The following is a 23,445-nucleotide window of genomic DNA, read 5'->3' as shown; positions in this document are numbered from 1 at the left end:
ATAAAAGCCCACTTAAGATTAATTATTGTACAATACATTTGTTGAATTTATGTACTGCCTGTAATAAAAGGGACCGTATTTATTACGGTCCCAAGGGGGATGGGGGGTTCTTGCAGAAAATAATTAAATTAATTTTCTGCTTCAAGAGATAACATTAATATAATAATTATCTCTTAATTACATTATTATAATTGCCATTTATACTTTTTTTATACATACTTAAAAAAATTTTTTTTATAAATTTGAATATTTTTTATTCAGCTCCTGTATTTCATATTTTATTTCATTTCTAAGTGTGTCTGGAGCTATAACCTCTGCATGACTTCCAAAACCCATTACCCAATTTTTTATTTCATCAAGTTCATTTACAAATATTCTAAAAATTATTGAGCCATCCAGATTATCACTTATCTGTTGATTTGCACTCCATTTTGATTGTTTTATAAAATCCGCAGCAGCTTTGTCAAATCTAATAACAACTTGCTGTTCTCCTGCAGTAAATACTTCCCAGTTATTTTTAAGATATTCTTTAAGTGAAAAATTAATTGGTTTCATGTAAATATCACTGGTATTATCTATAGATTTTATTCTTGATATTTTAAATGTCCTTACTTCATCTTTAACATTACAGTACCCTATTACATACCAGTCTCCTTCTTTAAATATAATTGTATAGGGTCCAACTTTCCTGACAGTTAATTTATTTTTATTAATAGAATAATATGAAATTATTATTGCTCTTCCTTTTGAAATTGAATAATTAATTTTAGAAATTTTATCATTTAGTTTTTCCATTGAACCAATATTATCTATTTTGAAATCTGCACTATTTTCTAAATCATCAAAATCCATATTATTGTCAATACATGTTCTTTTAATTTTTTCTACTGCACTCATCAGCTGATTTTCATATATAAATCCATTACTTTTTGTCAATATCTTACTAGACATTAATAATGCCTGCATTTCTTCCTTAGTTAAACTTGGAAGTTTCATATAAAATCCTTCATCTATATAAAATCCGCCATATCTGCCTTTTTTAGTATGTATAGGTACATTTGCTGAAGCAAGGGTCTTAATATATCTGTATATAGTTTTTTTATCTACTTCCAGTATATCTGATAATTCAGAAGCTGTAGTAAGTTTCTTATGCTGCAAAGTTATTACCATTTCAATTAAATGTGACAATTTTGACATTTCTATAATTACCTCCAAAATTTAACTTCTTTTAATTATCGTTATAGTATAGTAAACTTTTACACTTTTTAAATTAAATTTTATCTAAATTATAATTTTAATTCAAATTCAGTATTATATATTATTCTATATACCTTTATAAATTTCCTTTAAAGAGGATATTTTTTTATAACACTTCATATATTATATTAACAATAATCAAGTAAAGGAGAATTTATGTTTAACGAGAAAGAGAAAAGCACAAATAAAATCGATTCATTGTTAGGCGAGCACTGTAATATTACCGGCGACCTGACAGGTGACGGAATTTTAAAAATCGATGGAGAAATAAATGGAAATATAAATTGGAATGATGATATTATTTTAGGCTTTTCATCCTACTGCAAAGGAAATATAAGCTGTAGAAATGCTGTTGTAAATGGAAAAGTTGATGGAAATATTATATGTGAAAATACGCTGACTATTGAAGGTTCCGGTAATGTTAAGGGTGATGTTACAATGAAAAATATTGTTATACATGAAGGTGGGTCCTTTGAAGGGAAATGTACTATGGTTACCTCCAAAAATGCTAATGACTTAATAGAATAAAAAAGAAAGACCATATGCCTTTCTTTTTTACTGCTGGGTGTTTAATGATTCACCCATTGAATATAATTGAATTATTTTATCTATTATAAAAGCCCTGTCTGGAGGGAATAGTGGTTTGATGGCATTTAATAACTGCAGTGTTTTATCATCACTATTCCTATATTTTGTGCTGTTATCACTTTCAGTGGAATCTTCACTTAAATTCTTGTTTATATCTGAATTCTCTATTACATTAGATTTATCTTCTTTCCTTTGATTTATACTTTCGTTTAGGCTTGACAGCATGGATGACAGCTTTTCTGAGTCCATTTCATTTAATAACTGCATTATGCTGTCCATATTTAAATTATTATTTAAATTGCTGGTATTGCTGCTATTATTGTTTATATTAGTATAGTCTTTTTTTCTATGTTTTCTATGCTTAGACATATTTATATATACCCCTCTCAGCATTTCTATATGTTAAGGAGGGCAGTATGCCCCCCTCATTAGTTAACTATATAATTTCATTTAGTAAATCGCTATTTAAGCGAGCAAAAATACTGATGCTTCTACAGTTTTTTGAGAAGCTTAAATAGCTGATTTACTTTGAAATCTATCTAGTTTCCGCAGCATAAACTTATATTACAGCCGCAGCATATAATAAACCAGAATACTATAATAAATAGGATACTATTGTCTATTACGCCGCCTCTTTCACAACTATGCTCATCTTCATGTGAGTGGTTTTTAAACTGTAATACTATTAATATTAATAGTAATAAACCGGAACCACTTGATCCATTATTACAACCATGTTTTGACATGCTAAACCCCCCTTTCCAAGGCATTGGTTTTATTGTTTCTTATTCCTCAGCATCAGTATCTAAATTAACTACGCTATCTGCTCTATAAGAATCTGTTCTGCAAGAATCTCCTCCAAAAGTACCTTTGCATAAAAATAATAATACAACGAAGATTATTATTATCCACAAGCTGCCGTTACCACCAAAGCTTCCACTTTCAAATCCTGTGCAGCAGCAGTTTTCACGGCTTCTGCAGCGTTTGTGATGGTGCCTACGGCGGCTGGTGCAGCAATTATCACTGCAGCAGTTATTAGATCCCTGGCCTCCGCATCCGCAGATGAATAAAAGTGCAATAATAATTATCCAAATAAGAAAGTTGTTGTTCTTTTCTTTACTTTTGCCATCCAATCCTACCCCATTCAAGCTTTGAAACAAGCTATCGAAATCCAATTTTCTTCCCCCTCTCAGGTAGTTTTCTATTCTTAAGTTCTATCACTTTATCTTCTTTTGTTTTATAATATATACTATTCTGCTTTTTATATTTTGACACATAAAAAGGTTCAAAAAAATAGAGATGGATTGTCCAAAATGTACAATCCATCTTTATTTCTATATATTAAAATTTTAGTTTGTCAGCTAGTAAAATAAATGTAGTTACTGAATTAAAAAAGCAATGGTTAAAAACAGAGTACCAATATCCCTTCTTTTCTATTAAATAGCAGTTATATACACCTATCCATATAAGTATTGGTATGGATTTTAAATTAAAATGTGCAATGGCAAAAATAGAGCTGCTAAGTATAACAGCCATAACAGTGCCCAGTCTCTTTTTAAATGTATTTTCAAAAAGAAACCACCTGAATATAAACTCTTCTAACACAGGTGCAAATATAACCGTTATAGGAATCATTAACAAAAACTTTTTAAGAGGCATATTTGCCATAATATCAATTACTTCCTGATTCTTAGGCACTAAATTAAAAAAACTATATACAGCAGCTTCTGCTGCAGATATAAGTATAGTGATTAAATATGAAAATAAGGTTAGCTTTAAACCTTCTGTAATTTTAAAATTCTTAATGTTAAAGGAGTATCTAGTGTACTCATATCCATAATTAATTGAATTATAGTTTCCATAAAATAAATCATCGCTGTAACTCTTCTTCATATATAGTATTGTTAATACCACAAGTATAAATGGAAGTAAATTCTGAGTAAACAATGACAATGCAATATAAAATGGAGTTAAAATATATACTATGAGATTTTTCTTCCCTCTTATCTTACGTATATTAAGAAAGATAAGAAGAGGTAATATATATATAAACATATATATAAATACATTCTTGATAATATTCACTACTTCCATTCATCTACTCTCCTCGCTTTGCTAAAAGCAGCTGTCTAGCTCACTGAGCACATCTTCCATACCAGTTTTTTTAAGAGATGATATATATATTATTCTTTCATTTTCCTTAAGATTAAAGGTCTCTCTTATTACCTTTTTACTTTTGCTTAATTCATTGTTTGTTAATTTATCACTTTTAGTTGCAACTATAACACATTCATAATTATAATGTTTTATCCAATTATACATATTTAGATCATCTTCTGTTGGTTTATGCCTGGAATCAACAAGTAAAATTATCTTCTTTAACTGCTGCCTGTTTACTAAGTAGGCTTCCACTATTCCTCCCCATTTTGCCTTCTCTTCTTTGGATACTTTTGCATACCCATATCCAGGAAGATCCACAAAATAAAAGGTATTGTTTATTAAAAAAAAGTTGATTAATCTTGTTTTTCCTGGAGTACTACTGACTTTTACCAGTTTTCTTCTATTTGTCAATGAGTTGATCAAAGAGGATTTCCCTACATTGGATCTTCCAACAAAGGCTATCTCCACTCTGTTATCATTGGGATACTGTGATGGTTTCACAGCAGAAATAATAAATTCAGATTGTTTTATTATCATTTTTTTCTCTCTCTTTAAGTTATTTATTTTCCACTAAGGCATTGGACAATACTGTATCTATATTATCAGCTAATATAAATTTAATCTTGCTTTTTATGATACTAGGAAGTTCCTTAATATCCTTTTCGTTATCTTTGGGTATAATAATAGTATCAATTCCAGCCCTGTATGAAGCTAACGTTTTTTCCTTTAAGCCTCCTATTGGAAGTACTCTTCCTGTTAAAGTTATTTCACCAGTCATGGCTACATTATGTTTAACAGCTCTGCCGCTAAGTGCAGATACCAATGCTGTGATCATAGTGACACCTGCAGATGGGCCATCTTTTGGAACTGCTCCCTCAGGTACATGGATATGGATATCTTTACTTTTATAAAAATCAGCATCAATATTATATTTACCTGCATTTGCACGTACATAACTATATGCGGCTTTTGCGGATTCCTTCATTACATCACCAAGCTGCCCTGTTAATTCAAGTTTACCAGACCCAGGCATAATGCTGGCTTCAATTGCTAAAGTATCACCGCCATAACCTGTCCAAGCCATTCCTGTAACCACACCAACTTTATCTTCTTTGTCAACCTTTTCGTAGCTGAATATTTCAGGCCCCAAATATCTTTTTACATGGTTTACAGTAATATTTACTTTTTTTCTTTCCTTTTCCACCATTTCGGCAATACATTTCCTAATTACAGCTGCTATCTTTCTCTCTAAACTTCTTACACCAGATTCCCTGGTATATCCGTCAATTATATATTTAATTGATGCATCGGAAAAAACAATTTTACCTTCCTCAATATTAAGTTCTTTCAGCTTTTTAGGAACAAGATGGTCCTTAGCTATATGAAATTTTTCCTCGCTGGTATATCCTGAAACTTCAATTATCTCCATTCTGTCAAGTAGAGGTCTTGGAATTGTATCCAGTGTATTTGCTGTAGTAATAAATAATACCTGTGAAAGATCAAAATCTAATTCCATGTAATGATCTCTAAATGTACTGTTTTGCTCAGAATCCAATACCTCTAAAAGGGCATCTGCAGGATCTCCCCTGAAGTCATTACTCATTTTATCAATCTCATCTAAAAGGAAGAGAGGGTTCTTTGACTTTGCCTGCTTCATTCCATAAATGATTCTTCCAGGAATAGATCCAACATATGTTTTTCTGTGTCCTCTTATTTCTGCTTCATCTCTCACTCCGCCTAATGACATCCTTACGAAATTTCTATTTAATGCATTTGCAATGGATTTGGCAATAGAAGTTTTTCCTACACCAGGAGGACCTACTAAGCATAAAATAGGGCCTTTTAATGTTGAGCTCATCTTTTTTACCGCAAGATATTCAATTATCCTATCCTTAACATCTTTTAGTCCATAATGATCCCTCTCCAAAATAGCTCTGGCCTTTTTAATATCTAAACTGTCCTTAGTTGTTACATTCCACGGCAGGGCAAGTATCCAGTCCAAATAGGTTCTGATTACCCCGCCTTCAGCAGAATATACCCCGCTTGTTCTTAACCTGTCTAGTTCATATAAAGCCTTATCCTTAGCTGGCTTTGGTAACTTTGCCTTATTTATCTTAGCTTTATAACTGTTTATTTCTTTCTTGTCTTCATCTTCTTCTCCAAGTTCCTCCTGAATAGCCTTCAATTGCTCTCTTAAAAAATATTCCTTTTGAACTTTTTCTATGTTATTTTTGACTTTGCTTCCTATCTTTCTCTCAATTCTAAGAATATCAAGCTCATTTTTAAGAAGTTCAAATAATTTTTCTAATCTTTCATCAATTTTATAAGCTTCTAATAACTGCTGCTTTTCTTCTTCCTTTAAGGTAAGATATGAGCTCACTACATCTGCAAATCTTCCAAAGTCATCTATATTTTCTATGTTCAGCAATGCATCAGGTGTTACATTTGAAGAAAGACTTGCATAATCATTAAACTTTCTTTTTATCATTCTTACTAATGCCTTACATCTTTTAACATCAGCACATTGTTCATCCTTTAAGTCCCTTACTTCTACCTTAAAAAAGTCTTCTTTTGATACATACTGCTGTATTTTAGCCCTGCTTATTCCTTCCACCAGTACCCTTACAGTATCTCCTGGAAGCTTCAGTATTTGTTTTATATTACAAATCGTACCTATGTTATATATATCCTTTTCTTCTGGTTCTTCAACAACAGCTTTCTTTTGGGAAGCCAAAAAGATTTCCTGATTATTTAACATAGCTTCTTCTAAAGCTAAAATTGATTTTTCTCTACCCACATCAAAATGTAAAACCATATATGGAAAAACCGATATACCTCTAAGTGGTATTAAAGGGAGAACTTTTTTCTCTTCATCCATACTTTCCCCTCCATATCTATGAACTATAAAAGTTATTATTTGTATTACTTTGCATACTATGATTAGACTAGTATATTATACATATAAAATCTATCTTTTTCAATTATACGCAATTAAAAATATCTTTAGCAAATTAAATTCACAAAAAGATAATTTTCTTATTGTGAATTTAACCTAAAAATTATGCATTTGCCTTTAAAGATTTTGCACTTAATGCATCAATATTTGATTCAATTGTAAGTGGGATGCTGTCTTTATAATCCTTTACCAGAGCCAGCTCAATTACTTCTTTTATATCTTTTACAGGAATTATTTTTACACCTTTAAATTGTTTAAAGCTATCCTGCCAATTATCTTCAGGTATTATTATAGTTTTAGCACCTGCCTTTATAGCAGCCTGTATTTTTGCATTAACTCCGCCTATAGGTTTCACTTCTCCATGAATTGACAGCTCCCCTGTCATTGCTACTTCATTGTCTACTGCTATATTAAGTATAGCACTGTAAACAGCTGAGGCAATGCTTATTCCTGCTGATGGGCCATCAACAGGTGCCCCTCCTGGGAAATTAATATGTATATCATAGTTATCGCAGTCAATATTAAATACTCTTTCGATTACTGTGATTACATTTTCAACAGAACACTTAGCGGTGCTCTTTCTTATGCTTTTACCAGTGGAATTATCCATTTCCTCTTCTTCAACTATACCTGTAATCCTTATTCTTCCCCTTCTTAAATTAACTTTTTTTGCACTGGCTTCAACTTCCATAACAGTTCCCAGGTTTGCGCCATATACTGCAAGTGCATTTACAAACCCAACCTCTGGCTTACCTTTTATCTTTTTTTCAGGTCTTGGTGTATATTGTCCATTTTCTATTACCCATTCCACATCGCTTACTTTAATAGTATTTCTATCATCATTAAGAGCTATGCCAGATGCCAGTTGTATTAAATTAACGCACTCCCTTCCATTACTGCAGTACTTTCCTACAAGCTTACATGCTTTTTCATCTAGTGCAAAACCTGTTTTCATCACTGCATTTTCAGCTATTTTTTCTATTTCATCAGGTAAAAGTGATCTAAAAAATATTTCCACGCATCTTGATCTTAGTGCTGGTGATATTTCACTTGGATTTCTGGTAGTTGCACCAACCAATCTAAAATCTGCGGGAAGACCATTATCGAATATATCCTTAATATAAGCCGGCATATTGCTGTCACTAACACTGTAATAAGCACTGTCAAAAAATACTCTTCTATCTTCTAATACCTTTAATAATTTATTCATCTCTATGGGATGGAGTTCACCAATCTCATCAATGAATAAAATGCCTCCATGGGCTTTTGTAACAGCCCCTGGCTTTGGCTGAGGTATACCTGCCACACCTAAATGTCCTGCTCCCTGATAGATTGGATCATGAACGGAACCTATTAGTGGATCTGCAATTCCTCTGTCATCAAATCTTACAGTGGTTGCATCTATTTCTGTAAATTTAGCGTATTCCTTAAATGGTGAATATTCCTTCTTTTTTGCATACTCCAATACAAGTCTTGCTGCAGCTGTTTTTCCAACTCCCGGTGGGCCGTAAATTATAACATGCTGAGGATTAGGTCCGCATAATGCTGCCTGCAAAGCTTTTATGCCTTTTTCCTGACCAATTATTTCTTCAAAGCAGCCAGGTCTGCTTTTTTCAGTTAATGGCTCTGTTAAATGAATACTTCTCAGCTTTTTTAATTGTTCACTTTCCTTTCTATTATCTTTATCTATCACTACTTTAGCACTTTGCTGTCCTTTTAAAGCGTTAAAAAAATATAATCCCATTACCATTGTAAAAAACATCTGTATAATCACTAAAATTTCTGTCATAGCCTTTTATTATCCTCCTCACAATATTAATATATACTCTTTTTTATTATGCACATTCTCACTGTCTATATTCAAATATACATAAATTTTCATGAGGATAAAAAAGCTCACGATTTCTCGTGAGCTTAAAATCAGGCTGTTTCAGAACCTTTTCTTGACCTGGATTTTTTTATTTTTAATGGTGTTCTCTTTTCACCTTCTGGTAGTAAAACTATCTCAGGCTTTTTATCTTTTAAAGTATTTTCGTTTATTATTATTTTAGAAATTGCTTCATTGGATGGCATTTCGTACATTACATCCGTCATAGTATCTTCAATAATGGATCTTAAGCCTCTTGCCCCGGTATTTCTCTTTATTGCTTCCTGTGCAATGGCCTTTAAGGAGCCTTCTGTAAATTCCAATTCCACATTATCCATTTCAAATAGCTTTTTGTATTGTTTTACCAGTGCATTTTTAGGTTCCTTTAAAATGTTTATTAAAGCCTGCTCATCAAGTGCATCCAGTGTGACAACTATTGGAAGCCTGCCGACAAACTCTGGAATGAGACCGAATTTAAGCAGATCTCCAGGCATAATATTCTTTAAAATCTTGCCAATATCCTTTTCCTGCTTAGATTGAATTTCTGCACCAAATCCAAGAGAACTTGTTCTTGTTCTCCTCTCAATGATTTTGTCAATTCCATCAAAAGCTCCTCCGCATATAAACAGAATATTAGTTGTATTGATTTGAATAAATTCCTGATGAGGGTGTTTTCTTCCTCCCTGAGGCGGAACTGAAGCTACTGTACCCTCTAATATTTTCAGCAGTGCCTGCTGAACTCCCTCACCGGATACATCTCTGGTTATTGAAGGATTTTCAGATTTTCTGGCAATTTTATCAATTTCATCAATATATACTATACCCTTTTCAGCTCTTTCTATATCATAGTCAGCACTTTGAATAAGCTTTAGTAAGATATTCTCTACATCTTCACCTACGTATCCTGCTTCTGTTAAAGTGGTTGCATCTGCAATTGCAAAAGGTACATTTAAAAACTTTGCCATGGTCTGAGCAAGTAATGTCTTACCTGAACCAGTTGGCCCAAGTAGTAATATATTACTTTTCTGAAGCTCAACTTCATCATCATTTATGTTGGAATTAATTCTCTTATAATGATTATATACTGCCACAGCTAATGACTTCTTTGCATCATCCTGACCAATTACATATTGATCCAGATAGCTTTTAATTTCAGCAGGTTTAGGCAGTGTGCCCATATCCATTTGAACATCTTCTTCAAATTCATCTGTAATAATTTCAGAACAAAGTTCTATACACTCATCACAAATATAAACACCCGGCCCTGCTATAAGTCTTCTAACCTGATCTTGAGTCTTACCACAAAACGAACATTTCAATTGCTTTTTTTCTTCAATTTTGGCCATATCTGCACCTCTCTAAAGGTTATTTCTTTTTTTCAATTACTTGATCTATTAAACCATATTCCTTTGCCTCTTCAGCAGATAGGAAATGATCCCTTTCAGTATCCTGTTGAATCTTTTCTAATGGCTGCCCAGTTCTTTCACTTAATATTTTATTTAATTTATTCTTTATATACAATATTCTTTCAGCATGTATTCCTATGTCTGTTGCCTGACCCTGGAATCCTCCTAATGGCTGATGTATCATTATTTCACTATTTGGCAGAGCAAATCTCTTTCCTTTTGCACCTGCTGTAAGTAAGAATGCTCCCATTGATGCTGCCATTCCAATACAAATAGTAGAAACATCTGGTTTAATGTACTGCATTGTATCATATATTGCCATTCCTGCAGTTACAGAGCCACCTGGACTATTTATATATAAATAAATATCTTTATCTGGATCATCTGCCTCTAAAAATAACAGCTGAGCTACTGCTAAACTTGCTGTAGTGTCATTTACTTCTTCGCCTAACATAACTATTCTATCCTTTAACAGTCTAGAATATATATCGTATGACCTTTCACCTCTATTAGTCTGTTCAACTACAACTGGAACTAAACTCATAAACCTCTCCTCCTCTTTTAAACAAAAATTTATTAAAATTAATTGCCAGAAAACCATCTGGCAATTAATTATACGCTATGCTATTGCTTTACTGCTCTCTACTAGCATTTTAATAAGTTTTTCATTAATTGCATCAGTTTTTAAATAACTTCCCTGTGCACTAACAATTAATTTAGCAGTTTTTTCAATATCTTTGTCTCCATATTGTTTAGCCATTTCTGTTGCTTTTGCTAAAATCTCTTCTTCAGTTACATCAACTTTTTCTAATTCAGATATTTTTTCTAATACTAATTCTGTCTTAACTCTCTTTTCAGCAGTTTCTCTCATATATTCTCTTACTTTATCTTCACTGCTGTTAGTATATTTATAATATGTAGGTAAATCAAGACCCTGATATTTTAATCTCATTTCTAAATCTTTTATCATACCATCTATTTCTTTGTCTATCATAACCTTTGGAATTTCAACTTTTGCATTTGCGCATACTGCATCAATTACAGCTTCTTCATATTCATTTTTAGATTTTTGTGTATTAGACTCTTCCATTTTAGTTCTTATATCAGCTCTTAATTCGTCCATTGTGTCAAATTCTGATACTTCCTTTGCAAATTCATCATCAATAGCTGGAAGTTCTTTTATTTTTATATCCTTTACTGTAACTTTGAATAATGCAGGCTTACCATTTAATTCTTCTCTTCCGTACTCTGCTGGGAAAGTTACGTTAACATCTCTTTCCTCGCCTTTGGCAGCTCCTACTAGCTGATCTTCGAAAGTATCAATAAATGAACCAGAACCTATTTCTAAATCATAGTCCTTTCCTTCTCCACCTTCAAATGCATTGCCATCAATAAATCCCTTAAAATCTATTACAGCAATATTACCCTTTTCTACAGTTCCCTGTTCTTTTGATTCTACTCTGGCATTTTTCTCCTGCATAGTTTTAATTTGATTTTCTACTTCTTCATCTTTTACTTCATATTTTACTTCTTTTACTTCAAGTCCTTTGTACTCACCAACTTCAACTTCTGGTTTAATTGTTACAGTAGCTGAATATACAAATTCTTTTCCTTCTCCAATAGAAACTATATCAATTTTTGGATAATCAACTGGATTTACATCATTATCTTTTAGTGCTTGTGGATATGTATCATCACAGCAGAAGTTTATAGCATCTTCATAAAAAACGCCTTCACCATAATATTTTTTAATTATGCTCATTGGTGCTTTTCCCTTTCTAAAACCAGGAACATTAAACTTCTTTGCGTTCTTTGCATATGCTTTTTTCATAGCTTCATTGAACTTCTCTGCTTCAACTGTTATTTCTAGTTTTACAACATTAGTTTCTATTTTTTCTACTTTAGAATTCATTACTTTTCCTCCTAATCACCATAAGTGCTTATATTAACCATACTATTATATCATATATTTATAATTATTAACACATATTGATAAATTATAATTAAAATTCTCCAAAACACATTTATTGTATTATGGATTTATCGCCTTTTAAATATACAGTTTTATCATCAGCTATTACAGTAAGGCCTTTATCTGTTATCTTATCCAGCTTCACATTTTCACCGCTGATTCCCTGTACCTGTACACTCTGCTTATTTTTTGTATTTACCATCCATATATACTTTGTAGATTTTTGCAGCCATGGAAGCTGTGAAATAAACGCAATATTTTCCTCATCAACAAATTCAGGGGATGAGCACCAAATAAAATCAGGCTTGCCTTGGAGCACCTGTTCTCTTGTGAAAGTACCTGAAGAAGATGCATATTGATTATATGATATATCTGTTTTATTCCCATTTATATCAATGTAAGTCATAGTTTGTGCTGATTTATCAAGTACGACCATGGATTTTCCTGAGGGGCTTATAGTAAACTCCGCATTGGCATCAGCAGGGTCTATATATTTAAATTTTTTGTCATTATTATTATTTTCATATATTGCCTTTATCTGCTTACCGCCGCTTAGCGTTAAATCATATCCTTCTTCTTTAACATCCTTTGCTGCTGGTTTTTTTTCAGTGGTCTGGGTCTTGCTTGAAGCATTGGTATTTTTATTTACTGCAGCCTTATTCACATTATTTTTGTTACTGGATTTAAATAACTTTCCCTTCATGTATAAACTGCCTAAAGAAGAAATTACAACTATAACTATAATAACTATGACTATGCTGAAACGTCTTTTTCTCATTCTTCTCTCATAATCTTTACTAAAAATACTTGGTTTGCCCAATGACATTCCCTCCTAAAAATTCCTAATGAATAATTGTATTTATATTAACAGAGAAACTCATCACTAATTATAACTCAATTCAGATAAAATTAATAATGTTTTTTTAAATTTAAAAAATCCCGCAATACTTGTCTAAATAAGTTTACCTATTGACAAGTATTACAGGCTTTTCTACAGAGGTGTATATTCAATGTTTAGCTTTTTATTTTTTACCATAATTGCTTTTGTATATAAGCTTGCTGTATCTAAGCATGTGAATAGAGGAATTTTATACTCTGATGCCATTCTTCTAAGCTTAAAACCAAATGTAGTGTCATCATTGCCTTTAGAAGGAGTGTTTATTATTATATTTAGTTTACCCTTTTTTATGCTTTTTATCCACTTTTCATTTTTCATTTCATTACTTTTTATACCATATTCATTTAAGAATTCATTTGTTTCATGAGATGCATAAATTTCAAATCCTAAATTTATATATTTTTTTATTATATCAGCTGCTTCATAATTCCTGTCATTTTCCTTTAAACTTACAAATACATTGCCCTTATCCTCTACCTTCACTCCGCTTGCGGTAAACCCTTTAAATACACTTATGTCAAAGTCCTTATCCACCCCAAGCACTTCTCCTGTAGATTTCATCTCAGGTCCAAGATAAATATCAGCATTAATAAGTTTTTCATTTGAGAACACAGGTACCTTTACTGCATAAAAATCTTTGTTTTTCAAAAGCCCTGTACCATAATTCATTTCTTTAAGCTTCTTTCCCATCATTATATCCACTGCAATCTTTACCATTGGAATAGATGTTACCTTGCTAAGTATAGGTACTGTTCTTGATGCCCTTGGATTTACTTCTATTACATATACCTTTTCCCCATCATATGCATATTGTATATTTACTAATCCTTTTATTTTTAATGCTAAGGCCATCTTTTTAGTATGCTTTTCCAGAGTCTTCACTGTATTTTCATTTAATGTTATATATGGATATACAGTAATGCTGTCCCCTGAATGCACTCCTGTTCTCTCAATGTGCTCCATTATTCCTGGTATTAGTATATCCTGTCCATCGCATATTGCATCCACTTCAATTTCTGTGCCTTTTATATATTTATCTATTAAAATTGGATGTTCGCTGGATATATTCACTGCTTCCTTCATATATTTTGAAAGAGACTGCAGATCATAAACTACTTCCATGCCTCTTCCGCCAATTACATAGGATGGACGTACCACAACTGGATACCCAATACTTTTCACAGCTTCATAGGCTTGATTTTCACTGGTTACAGCAACTCCTAATGGGCTTTGAATATCCAGGTTAAGAAGAAGTTCTCTGAATTTATCTCTATCCTCTGCTAAATCTATAGCATCAAAAGAGCTTCCAAAAATTTTTACTCCTCTTTTCTCTAATTCTTCAGCCAGGTTAATGGCTGTCTGCCCTCCAAACTGAACTATTACACCTTCCGGCTTTTCTTTTCTTATAACATTCATAACATCTTCAATATAAAGTGACTCAAAATATAATTTATCTGCCGTATCAAAATCTGTACTTACAGTTTCAGGATTGTTATTTATTATTATTGATTTATATCCTGCCTCTTTAATTGCCCATACTCCATGCACACTGCAGTAATCAAACTCTACTCCCTGGCCTATTCTGATTGGTCCTGAACCAATTACTAATATCTTTTTTTCATTATCAGCCTTTACCTCATCTTCACCATCATAACATGAATAATAATAAGGGGTTGCAGCATCAAATTCACCGCCGCAGGTATCTACCATTTTATATACTGGATAAATATTGTTATCCTCTCTTATCTTTGTAATGGCAGCCATACTCATACCTGTTAAACTGCATATATGTACATCTGTAAGCCCAATTGCCTTTGCATCATATATTTCCTTTACTGTAGGCTTTTTATTCTCCAGGCTTTTCTCCTTTTGTACTATATTATTAATGCAGTTTAAAAACCATTTATCAATTTTTGTTATATTGTGAATTTGATCTATATCGATTCCCTTTCTAAAGCCCTCTGCAATAGCAAATAATCTTTCATCATCACTTATGCCGATCTTGTTTAGTAATTCATCTTTATCTAGTTCACTTAATTTATCCATTTTCAAAGCTGTAAACTTGCCGTCCAATGATGTTACAGCTTTCATAAGTGCACTTTCAAAGCTCCTGCTTATAGCCATTACCTCTCCAGTTGCCTTCATTTGAGTGCCAAGGAGCCTTTCTGCAGATTTAAATTTATCAAAAGGCAGTTTTGGAATTTTTATTACTACATAATCAAGGGCTGGTTCAAAGCAGGCACTGGAACTTCCAGTAACATAATTTTTTAATTCATCTAAAGTATATCCCAAAGCAATTTTTGAAGCTATTTTAGCTATTGGATATCCTGTGGCCTTTGATGCCAGAGCACTGGAACGGCTCACTCTTGGATTAACTTCTATTACAATGTAACTGCTGCTTTTTGGATCCAATGCAAATTGAACATTGCATCCTCCCTGTATTTTTAAACTGCGGATTATATCCACAGATGCCTGTCTCAGCATCTGATATTCTCTGTCTCTCAGGGTCTGAGATGGAGCTACAACTATACTGTCTCCTGTATGTATTCCAACAGGGTCAATATTTTCCATGTTACATATTACAATACAGTTATCCTTTGAATCCCTTATAACTTCGTACTCTATTTCCTTCCATCCAGCCACACTTTGCTCCAGTAATATTTGTCCTATTGGGCTTCTATCAATACCTCTTGCACATATTTCCATTAACTGTTCTCTGGTATTAGCAATACCGCCTCCGCTGCCCCCTAATGTATACGCAGGTCTTATTATAACAGGAAACCCATTTTCCACCACGAAAGCAGAACATTGTTCAACATTTGTGGCTATTATGCTCTTTGGTATAGGCTGGCCGATTTCCTTCATTATGCATTTAAATTCTTCCCTATCCTCAGCTTTTCTTATGGATTCACTGTTTATTCCCAAAAGTCTTACATTATATTTTTTAAGAACACCTGCTTTTTCCAACCTTATGGCTAAATTCAGAGCAGTCTGTCCTCCAAATCCCGCCAATATTCCATCAGGTCTTTCCTTTTCTATAATCTTTTCCAAAGCTTCCACTGTTAATGGCTCCATATATATTTTATCAGCTATATGCCTGTCTGTCATAATTGTGGCAGGATTGCTGTTTACAAGTATTGTTTCAATACCTTCTTCTCTAATGGATTTACAGGCCTGTGTACCTGAATAATCAAATTCAGCTGCCTGCCCAATTACTATTGGGCCAGAGCCTATAATAATAACTTTTCTTATAGATTTATCCAGACTCATTGTACCCCTCCTTACTGTGCATTTTTCATGTTTCGTATGAATTTGTCAAACAAATAAGATGCATCTGTTGGTCCCGGAGCACCTTCAGGATGAAATTGAACTGAGAAAACCGGAAGTGAGCTGTGGCTGATTCCTTCCACAGTATTATCATTTAAATTGATATGTGTTATTTTAACATCTTTGTTTTTGAGGCTTTCAGCTGATACTGCATAGCCATGATTTTGTGATGTTATAAAGGCCTTTTGAATTTCTTTATCGTAAACTCCATGATTTGCGCCTCTGTGTCCGAACTTCATTTTATAAGTATCGCCGCCTAAAGCCAGAGCCAGTATCTGATGCCCAAGACATATTCCAAACACAGGAATATGATTAATAAGATTCTTAGCTAAATTTATTCCTTCAATTGCGGTCTTTGGATCTCCAGGTCCATTGCTCAGCAGTACTCCCTGAGGATTAACGCTCATTACATGTTCATAGGAAGTATTGTATGGGAATATTACAATTTCACATTTTCTTTCTTTAAGGTTTCTTATGATATTGGCTTTAGCTCCAAAATCTATTAATGCTACCCTAGGGCCTGTTCCTTCTATTTTAATAACTTCTTTTGTACTAACCTCATGCATAAAATTATTTTTCAGCTGTGTTTTATTAAGAAGCTTTTTAATTTCATCCATGCTGGTATCATCGTTTGAGATAACACATTTCATTGCACCTGAATTTCTTATTTTCTTTGTAATGCTTCTGGTGTCCACGTCATATATGCCCACAACTCCCATTGAACTAAGCATTTTATGTAATGTTCCTTCGCATCTGTAATTTGATGGATTTTCGCATATATTTTTTACTATGAAGCCCTTGGCATATACTTTAGATGATTCCTTTTCCATTGAATTTACCCCATAGTTGCCAATTAGAGGATAAGTCATGTTTATAATCTGTCCCGCATAAGATGGGTCTGTCAATATTTCCTCATATCCTGTCATAGATGTATTAAAAACAAGCTCTCCCACTGATATACCTGTTTTTCCGAAACCTTTGCCCTCATAAACTGATCCGTCTTCTAAATATAATAATCCCATCATTTATCCACCCCTGTTATTTTATGTTTCTGCTGCCTGGCTTTACGTATGGCCTGCCTTCTTTACACATAGGACAGTTTTCCTTTTCAAAACTTTTTATCTCCAGTTTTAAGGCACTGTATATTGGATATTCCAGTTCTACACCGCTGGCTCTTCTGTCTACAATGCAGCAGATACCTACAACTTCTCCTCCTAAAGCCTTTATGACCTCAGCAGTTTCCAATGTTGATTTTCCTGTTGTAATTACGTCCTCTGAAATTATTACCTTGTCACCTGGTTTTATTTCAAAGCCTCTTCGAAGTGTCATTTTACCATCCTGTCTTTCTGTAAAGATTCCTGGTTTTCCAGTCTGCCTTGCCACTTCATAGGAAACTATAACTCCTCCCATAGCCGGCCCCACAACTATATCAAAGTCTACATTTTTTAATTTATCTGAAACCACCTTAAGAACCTTTTCTGCTTTATCTGGATATTGAAGCAGCTTTGCACACTGGCAGTATCTATCACTGTGTCTTCCTGATGATAGTAAAAAATGCCCCTCTAAAAGTGCACCAGCCTGTTTAAGTATTTCTATAACATTTTTATCTGTGTTTGACAACTTAAATCACTCCTCTTTAATTAAACTTCCATTTTTAGTTCTCTTAGTTCTTTTATTCCTTCATTTTTCATAAACTTTTCTATTCCATTTATAATATCTATGCATATATCAGGTTTTATAAAATTAGCAGTTCCTACCTGAACTGCTGAAGCTCCACACATAATAAATTCCACTGCATCCTTCCAGTTCATTATTCCTCCAAGTCCTATTACCGGTACATTTACGGCTTTGCACACCTCATACACCATCCTTAGTGCTATTGGCTTTATTGCCGGCCCTGAAAGACCTGCAGTAATATTTTCAAACACTGGCTTTCTTTTATAAATATCCACTGCCATTCCTTTAAATGTATTTACCAGTGAAATAGCATCTGCTCCTGCATCACAGCATTGATATGCCATATCCACTATATCCTCTGCATTAGGTGATAATTTTACCATTAAAGGTTTTTTGCATACACTCTTAACCTGCGCTACAGCTTCCCTGGCAACAGAAGACTTTATTCCAAGTGCCATACCTCCCTGTTTTACATTAGGACATGATATATTAAGCTCAATCATGTGTGCATCTGTTTTATTCAGCTTTTCTATAACCTGAATATATTCGTCTATGGATGCCCCTCCCACATTAACTATGATATTTGTGTCATAATTAAGCATTTTAGGCAGCTCATTATGTATAAAATAGTCAACTCCCGGATTTTGAAGACCAACACTATTTAAAATTCCTGCTTTTGTTTCAAATATTCTGCTTCCGCTGTTTCCATCTCTCTTATTCAAAGTTATGCCCTTTGAGCATATGCCCCCTAATTTTGAAACATCATAAAATTCATTATATTCAGAGCCAAAACCAAAGGTACCAGATGCAGTAATCACCGGATTTTTAAATTCTATGCCGCATATATTAACATTCATTTTTTATTCTCCATTCAAAATAATAATGTATATTATAAAATTTGATCTCCCAGAAAAACAGGTCCGTCCTTACAGCTTCTTTTGTTTCCAGATTTAGTCTTGCATGTACATACCAGACATGCCCCAACTCCGCAGGCCATTTTATTTTCCATGGACACATAAACTGGAACATTTACTTCTCTGCACATTTTCATTACTGATTTCATCATTATTTCTGGCCCGCAGCATAAAACCACATCATACTTTATGGGATTAAATATTTCTGTTATATATCCCTTATGGCCATGTTTACCAGTTTCCGTGGTAATATAAACATTTTTAACTACCTCATCAAGGTCATGAAGTGCATATACTTCATTCCTAAATCCTGCGTAAAAATCAACTTCTGCATTTTTTATTCTTTTAGCTGCAAATATCATAGGTGCTATTCCTATTCCCCCTGTTATAACTGCAACTCTTTTATTATTTAAATCTAAATCAAAGCCATTGCCAAGGGGACCTGTAATGTTAATTTCATCATTATTTTTTAACTTACTTAATATTTGAGTCCCCTCACCAACTACTGCATACATAAACTCTATTTTTTCATCATCTGCATAATGTATGCTTATTGGTCTTGACAGCAGCGGTTCCTGCTGCCATGCCCTAAGCATGTAAAATTGTCCGGGTATTCCTTTAAAGCTTCCTTTAATGGTTAATTTAAAGATTCCTTTGCTTATTTCTATGTTTTCATATACTTTTTCCGTTAAATATTCAGCCTTGCCCTTAACCATTTATTAAGCTCCCTTTTCTATTTTTTCTTCTCTGCTTTTTAAAACTGAGTCTTTTATTTCTTTTCTCATTTTTATTGCTTCTTCTCTGGCATATTCATCAAATTTCTTCCAGCCGTCCTCATGTTTCTTATATGCTAAGAGTATACCTCTTGAGGAATTTACTACTCCCCCGTTACCATTATTTAAATATACTGATACGTCCTTTGCTTTTCCTCCCTGGGCCCCATAACCAGGTATAAGTAAAAAGGTTTTATTAAGTGACTGTCTTATTTCTGCCCCCTCTTCCTGATGGGTGCAGCCCACAACTCCTCCTATGGAACTATATCCACACTTACCCATATAGTTTTCACCTATTTTTTGTATTTTATCCCCAACCTCATTGTAAACTTTCTTTCCTTCTCCACAGTTTAGATACTGTATATCTGCTGCTCCAGGATTTGATGTTCTTACAAGGAGGAAAATTCCCTTTTCATTATTTTTTACATATGGCAGATAGGGCTCTACACTGTCTAATCCCATATAAGGGTTTAATGTTACAAAATCACTTTCAAATTCTCCCTGAAAATGTGCCTTTGCATACATTTTAGCTGTATCTGATATGTCTCCCCTTTTAATATCAGCTATAGCTAAAGCACCCTTGCTTCTTATATATTCCAATGTTTTTTTATACACTCTTATACCTTTAATTCCAAGGGCTTCATAATATGCTATCTGCACTTTATAACAAGCTGCAACATCCAATGTGGAGGCTATTATTTTTTGATTAAATCTATACAATGCATCTTCCAGATATTCATATTTATTCAGAAATTCCTTTGGCAGGTAATCAACTGCAGTGTCTAACCCTACGCAGACATTTCCCTTTTCCATTACATTGTCATATAATTTATCAATTATCATATACTAATTTTCCTCCTTATATTTCACTTATTAGTTTTCACTATATACAATTTCTCCGCTCTTTATGGTTTTAATTATTTTTCCCCATACTGTAACTCCATTAAATGGTGAATTCTTCCCTTTTGAATAAAATTCTTTATTATTTATTTCATACTTTTTTTCTAAATCTACTAACACAAGATCTCCGTCATATCCTATTTTTATCTGTCCTTTATTGCACCCAATGATTTCACCAGGTCTTTTACTCATTATTTCTGATAGTTTTTCTAAATTAATGTGTCCTTCTTTAACAAGCTTTGTATAGCAGATGGGAAATGCTGTTTCAATTCCTGAAATGCCTGGTGCTCCTTTTTCCTTATCTAAGCTGCTGTGAGGAGCATGATCCGTACTTATGGCATCCACATATCCATTCTTTATGCCTTTTATCAGATAGTCCACATCTTCTTTAACTCTTATAGGAGGATTTACAGTGTAACAATTTTCTTTATTAAGAGCCAGGTGATGAGGCGTAACTTCACATGTAACCTTGGCGCCGCTTTGCTTTGCATCTATGACATATTTTAGTGCTTCCTTTGTACTTACATGTGCAATATGGGCTTTACATCCTGTATACTGAGCCAGAGTAATATTTCTCCAGGTCATGGTGTTTTCAGCAAGTCTTGTATCAATACCTGAAAGCTCTTTATTTTCACAATGACACATAACTATAATATCCTTTTGCTTTGCTTTAATCATTGCCTCCATCATAACCCTGCTATCTGATACATCACTACCATCTTCAGATATGATTTTCACTGAATCGTCCAGATTATCAAGATGATCTAATGTTTTTCCATCGAAATTTTTAGTTATGGATACCACCTGATGTACATCTACTAGTCCAATGGCTTTTGCTTTTTCGCTTATATATTTTACAGTTTTTATATCACTGCACACGGGATTGGTATTTGCCATTAAATTTACCATGGTATATCCACCCTTTACTGCAGCCTTACTTCCGCTTTCAATATCTTCTTTATATGTGTAACCCGGTTCTCTAAAGTGAACATGCAGATCAATAAAGGAAGGCATCAGCACCATACCGTTCCCTTCAATGGTGCTGCAGGATTTTTTAAGTCCTCTTCCTATTTCAGTGATTTTCCCATTATTTATATATACATCTCCAGTTAAATCCTGAGACCAGTCAACTATCCTTACATTTTTTATGAGCAGCTGCATAATCTTTCACTCCTTTTTGTAACTCTATATAATGATATAAGTCTTATGCCAGCTTATGGATTTCATCACAGTATTTGCACCTGTATTCTCCCTTTTCACTATCCACCAGGTAAAATGTGTGAACTATATTTCTTTCAACAGAAGTTATACATCTTGGATTTTTACACTTAATAACATTTTCAACCTTTTTAGGAAGTTCTAGTTTTATTTTGTTTTTTATTTTTTCATTTTCAATTACATCTATTGTTATATCTGGATCTATCAGTCCTAATACAGTTACATCCAGATCCATTTTATTTTCAATTTTAATAATATCTTTCCTATTCAGTTTTTCACTTTCTGCATTCTTAATTAATGCTACTTGGAAATCTGCTTTATCCAATCCTAAATAGTTAAATATTTTTATACCAAGTCCTGCCTTTATGTGATCAATGACAATTCCATTTTTTATGCTGTTAATTGTTAACATATTAATTCCTCCCTATCTTACTCCTAAAAGTTTAGCCATAAGCGCCATTCTTACATACATTCCATATTTAGCTTGTCTAAAGTAACATCCTCTTGGATCATTATCCACTTCATAGGATATTTCATTTACTCTTGGAAGAGGGTGCAGAACAATCATGTCCTTCTTTGCTTTTTTCATCTTTTCTCCGTCTAATATATAGCTGTCCTTTAATCTTATATAATCTTCTTCATTGAAGAATCTTTCTCTTTGAACTCTGGTCATGTATAGTATATCTAATTCACCCATTACATCTTCCATTTTTTCCACTTGTTTGAATTCTATATTATTCTTTTCTAATATTTCTTTTCTTATATAATCCGGAATTGATAATTCTTCTGGTGAGATTAGAACAAACTTGTTATTCTTGTATCTTGACATTGCCTTTATAAGTGAATGAACCGTTCTTCCAAACTTTAAATCACCGCAGCAGCCTATAGTTAGATTTGATAAGGTGCCTTTTATTGACATGGTAGTTAATAAATCTGTGAGAGTTTGCGTAGGATGCTGATGTCCTCCATCCCCTGCATTAATAACTGGAATTGGTGAATACTCTGCAGCTATTCTTGGTGCACCTTCTTTAGGATGCCTCATAGCTACTATATCTGCATAACATGCTACAGTCCTTATGGTATCTGCAACACTTTCACCTTTTGAAACAGAACTGGAATTAGGCTCTGAGAAACCAATTACCCTTCCGCCTAGTCGAAGCATAGCAGCTTCAAAACTAAATCTTGTTCTGGTACTTGGTTCATAGAATAGTGTGGCTAAAATTTTGCCATCACAGACATGTAAAAATTCTTCTGGATTTTCCTCAATTTCATGAGCAAGCTTAAATATTTCATTCAGCTCCTTTAAAGTAAAATCCATTGGGTCTAGTAAACTTCTTCCTTTTAACATTACGACTCCTCCTTCTTAACCTCTCCGGGTTAAATTTAAAGGTATAAAAAATGCCTTCCCTTTTAAAGGGAAGGCATGCTAAAAACGCACTTATACCACATAAACTATTGGTCTTCCCTTTTCGCCTCTCTGGGCCGATATTAAAGGTTCAATATTTGCTTTATTGGTATAATATCATAGATTA

At 33.3% G+C, this 23,445-nt stretch carries 22 protein-coding genes; 1 reads left to right on the top strand and 21 read right to left on the bottom strand.

Features of this window, described 5'->3' with window-relative positions:
- Nucleotides 1–234: 234 nt before the first annotated feature.
- Nucleotides 235–1,197, bottom strand: coding sequence for a YafY family protein (locus EQM05_RS03515; RefSeq protein ID WP_128748753.1), 963 nt, complete (start codon nt 1,195–1,197; stop codon nt 235–237).
- 216 nt (nt 1,198–1,413) lie between these two features.
- Here EQM05_RS03515 and EQM05_RS03510 point away from each other — a divergent pair, with 216 nt between their 5' ends.
- Nucleotides 1,414–1,785, top strand: a complete 372-nt coding sequence (locus EQM05_RS03510; RefSeq protein WP_128748752.1) for a polymer-forming cytoskeletal protein — start codon at nt 1,414–1,416, stop codon at nt 1,783–1,785.
- A 27-nt stretch (nt 1,786–1,812) separates the two neighbouring features.
- On the opposite strand, the gene EQM05_RS03505 is transcribed toward EQM05_RS03510, so the two are convergent.
- From EQM05_RS03505 to pyrB, 20 genes are all read right to left on the bottom strand, one after another.
- Nucleotides 1,813–2,214, bottom strand: coding sequence for a hypothetical protein (locus EQM05_RS03505; protein WP_128748751.1), 402 nt, complete (start codon nt 2,212–2,214; stop codon nt 1,813–1,815).
- 170 nt (nt 2,215–2,384) lie between these two features.
- Nucleotides 2,385–2,591, bottom strand: coding sequence for a hypothetical protein (locus EQM05_RS03500; protein WP_128748750.1), 207 nt, complete (start codon nt 2,589–2,591; stop codon nt 2,385–2,387).
- 39 nt (nt 2,592–2,630) lie between these two features.
- Complete coding sequence (locus tag EQM05_RS03495) at nt 2,631–3,020, bottom strand: hypothetical protein (RefSeq protein WP_128748749.1); 390 nt, start codon at nt 3,018–3,020, stop codon at nt 2,631–2,633.
- A 166-nt stretch (nt 3,021–3,186) separates the two neighbouring features.
- On the bottom strand, nt 3,187–3,939 hold the full coding sequence (locus EQM05_RS03490) for a CPBP family intramembrane glutamic endopeptidase (protein WP_128748748.1): 753 nt from the start codon (nt 3,937–3,939) through the stop codon (nt 3,187–3,189).
- A gap of 21 nt (nt 3,940–3,960) precedes the next feature.
- Nucleotides 3,961–4,542: a ribosome biogenesis GTP-binding protein YihA/YsxC gene (yihA, locus tag EQM05_RS03485; protein ID WP_128748747.1), complete on the bottom strand. Its 582-nt coding sequence runs from the start codon at nt 4,540–4,542 to the stop codon at nt 3,961–3,963.
- 19 nt (nt 4,543–4,561) lie between these two features.
- Complete coding sequence (gene lon, locus EQM05_RS03480) at nt 4,562–6,883, bottom strand: endopeptidase La (RefSeq protein WP_128748746.1); 2,322 nt, start codon at nt 6,881–6,883, stop codon at nt 4,562–4,564.
- 181 nt (nt 6,884–7,064) lie between these two features.
- Entirely contained in the window at nt 7,065–8,750 is a 1,686-nt protein-coding gene (gene lonB / locus EQM05_RS03475; RefSeq protein WP_128748745.1) for an ATP-dependent protease LonB, read from the bottom strand.
- A 131-nt stretch (nt 8,751–8,881) separates the two neighbouring features.
- On the bottom strand, nt 8,882–10,174 hold the full coding sequence (gene clpX, locus EQM05_RS03470; protein ID WP_128748744.1) for an ATP-dependent Clp protease ATP-binding subunit ClpX: 1,293 nt from the start codon (nt 10,172–10,174) through the stop codon (nt 8,882–8,884).
- A 19-nt stretch (nt 10,175–10,193) separates the two neighbouring features.
- Complete coding sequence (gene clpP / locus EQM05_RS03465) at nt 10,194–10,778, bottom strand: ATP-dependent Clp endopeptidase proteolytic subunit ClpP (protein WP_128748743.1); 585 nt, start codon at nt 10,776–10,778, stop codon at nt 10,194–10,196.
- Between the two features lie 75 nt (nt 10,779–10,853).
- On the bottom strand, nt 10,854–12,146 hold the full coding sequence (gene tig, locus EQM05_RS03460) for a trigger factor (protein ID WP_128748742.1): 1,293 nt from the start codon (nt 12,144–12,146) through the stop codon (nt 10,854–10,856).
- Nucleotides 12,147–12,258: 112 nt separating this feature from the next.
- Nucleotides 12,259–13,026, bottom strand: a complete 768-nt coding sequence (locus tag EQM05_RS03455) for a hypothetical protein (RefSeq protein ID WP_128748741.1) — start codon at nt 13,024–13,026, stop codon at nt 12,259–12,261.
- Nucleotides 13,027–13,197: 171 nt separating this feature from the next.
- The gene (carB, locus tag EQM05_RS03450; RefSeq protein WP_128748740.1) at nt 13,198–16,374 is read right to left on the bottom strand and encodes a carbamoyl-phosphate synthase (glutamine-hydrolyzing) large subunit; all 3,177 of its coding nucleotides are present in this window, start codon (nt 16,372–16,374) and stop codon (nt 13,198–13,200) included.
- A gap of 11 nt (nt 16,375–16,385) precedes the next feature.
- The gene (carA, locus tag EQM05_RS03445; protein ID WP_128748739.1) at nt 16,386–17,456 is read right to left on the bottom strand and encodes a glutamine-hydrolyzing carbamoyl-phosphate synthase small subunit; all 1,071 of its coding nucleotides are present in this window, start codon (nt 17,454–17,456) and stop codon (nt 16,386–16,388) included.
- 13 nt (nt 17,457–17,469) lie between these two features.
- Complete coding sequence (gene pyrE, locus EQM05_RS03440; protein ID WP_128748738.1) at nt 17,470–18,051, bottom strand: orotate phosphoribosyltransferase; 582 nt, start codon at nt 18,049–18,051, stop codon at nt 17,470–17,472.
- Nucleotides 18,052–18,071: 20 nt separating this feature from the next.
- On the bottom strand, nt 18,072–18,965 hold the full coding sequence (locus EQM05_RS03435; protein WP_128748737.1) for a dihydroorotate dehydrogenase: 894 nt from the start codon (nt 18,963–18,965) through the stop codon (nt 18,072–18,074).
- Between the two features lie 32 nt (nt 18,966–18,997).
- Complete coding sequence (locus EQM05_RS03430) at nt 18,998–19,738, bottom strand: dihydroorotate dehydrogenase electron transfer subunit (protein WP_128748736.1); 741 nt, start codon at nt 19,736–19,738, stop codon at nt 18,998–19,000.
- A 3-nt stretch (nt 19,739–19,741) separates the two neighbouring features.
- Nucleotides 19,742–20,638 carry an orotidine-5'-phosphate decarboxylase gene (gene pyrF / locus EQM05_RS03425; RefSeq protein WP_128748735.1) on the bottom strand — a complete coding sequence of 299 codons (897 nt, stop codon included), beginning with the start codon at nt 20,636–20,638 and terminating at the stop codon, nt 19,742–19,744.
- 30 nt (nt 20,639–20,668) lie between these two features.
- The gene (locus tag EQM05_RS03420) at nt 20,669–21,856 is read right to left on the bottom strand and encodes a dihydroorotase (RefSeq protein WP_128748734.1); all 1,188 of its coding nucleotides are present in this window, start codon (nt 21,854–21,856) and stop codon (nt 20,669–20,671) included.
- Nucleotides 21,857–21,899: 43 nt separating this feature from the next.
- On the bottom strand, nt 21,900–22,325 hold the full coding sequence (locus EQM05_RS03415) for an aspartate carbamoyltransferase regulatory subunit (protein WP_128748733.1): 426 nt from the start codon (nt 22,323–22,325) through the stop codon (nt 21,900–21,902).
- A gap of 12 nt (nt 22,326–22,337) precedes the next feature.
- Nucleotides 22,338–23,261 carry an aspartate carbamoyltransferase gene (gene pyrB / locus EQM05_RS03410; RefSeq protein ID WP_128748732.1) on the bottom strand — a complete coding sequence of 308 codons (924 nt, stop codon included), beginning with the start codon at nt 23,259–23,261 and terminating at the stop codon, nt 22,338–22,340.
- Between the last annotated feature and the right edge of the window lie 184 nt (nt 23,262–23,445).

The sequence above is a fragment of the Clostridium sp. JN-9 genome (assembly GCF_004103695.1).
Taxonomy (GTDB): Bacteria; Bacillota; Clostridia; order Clostridiales; family Clostridiaceae; genus JN-9.
Note: the sequence above shows the minus strand (reverse complement) of the source record. Positions and strands in the feature narration are given on the sequence as shown.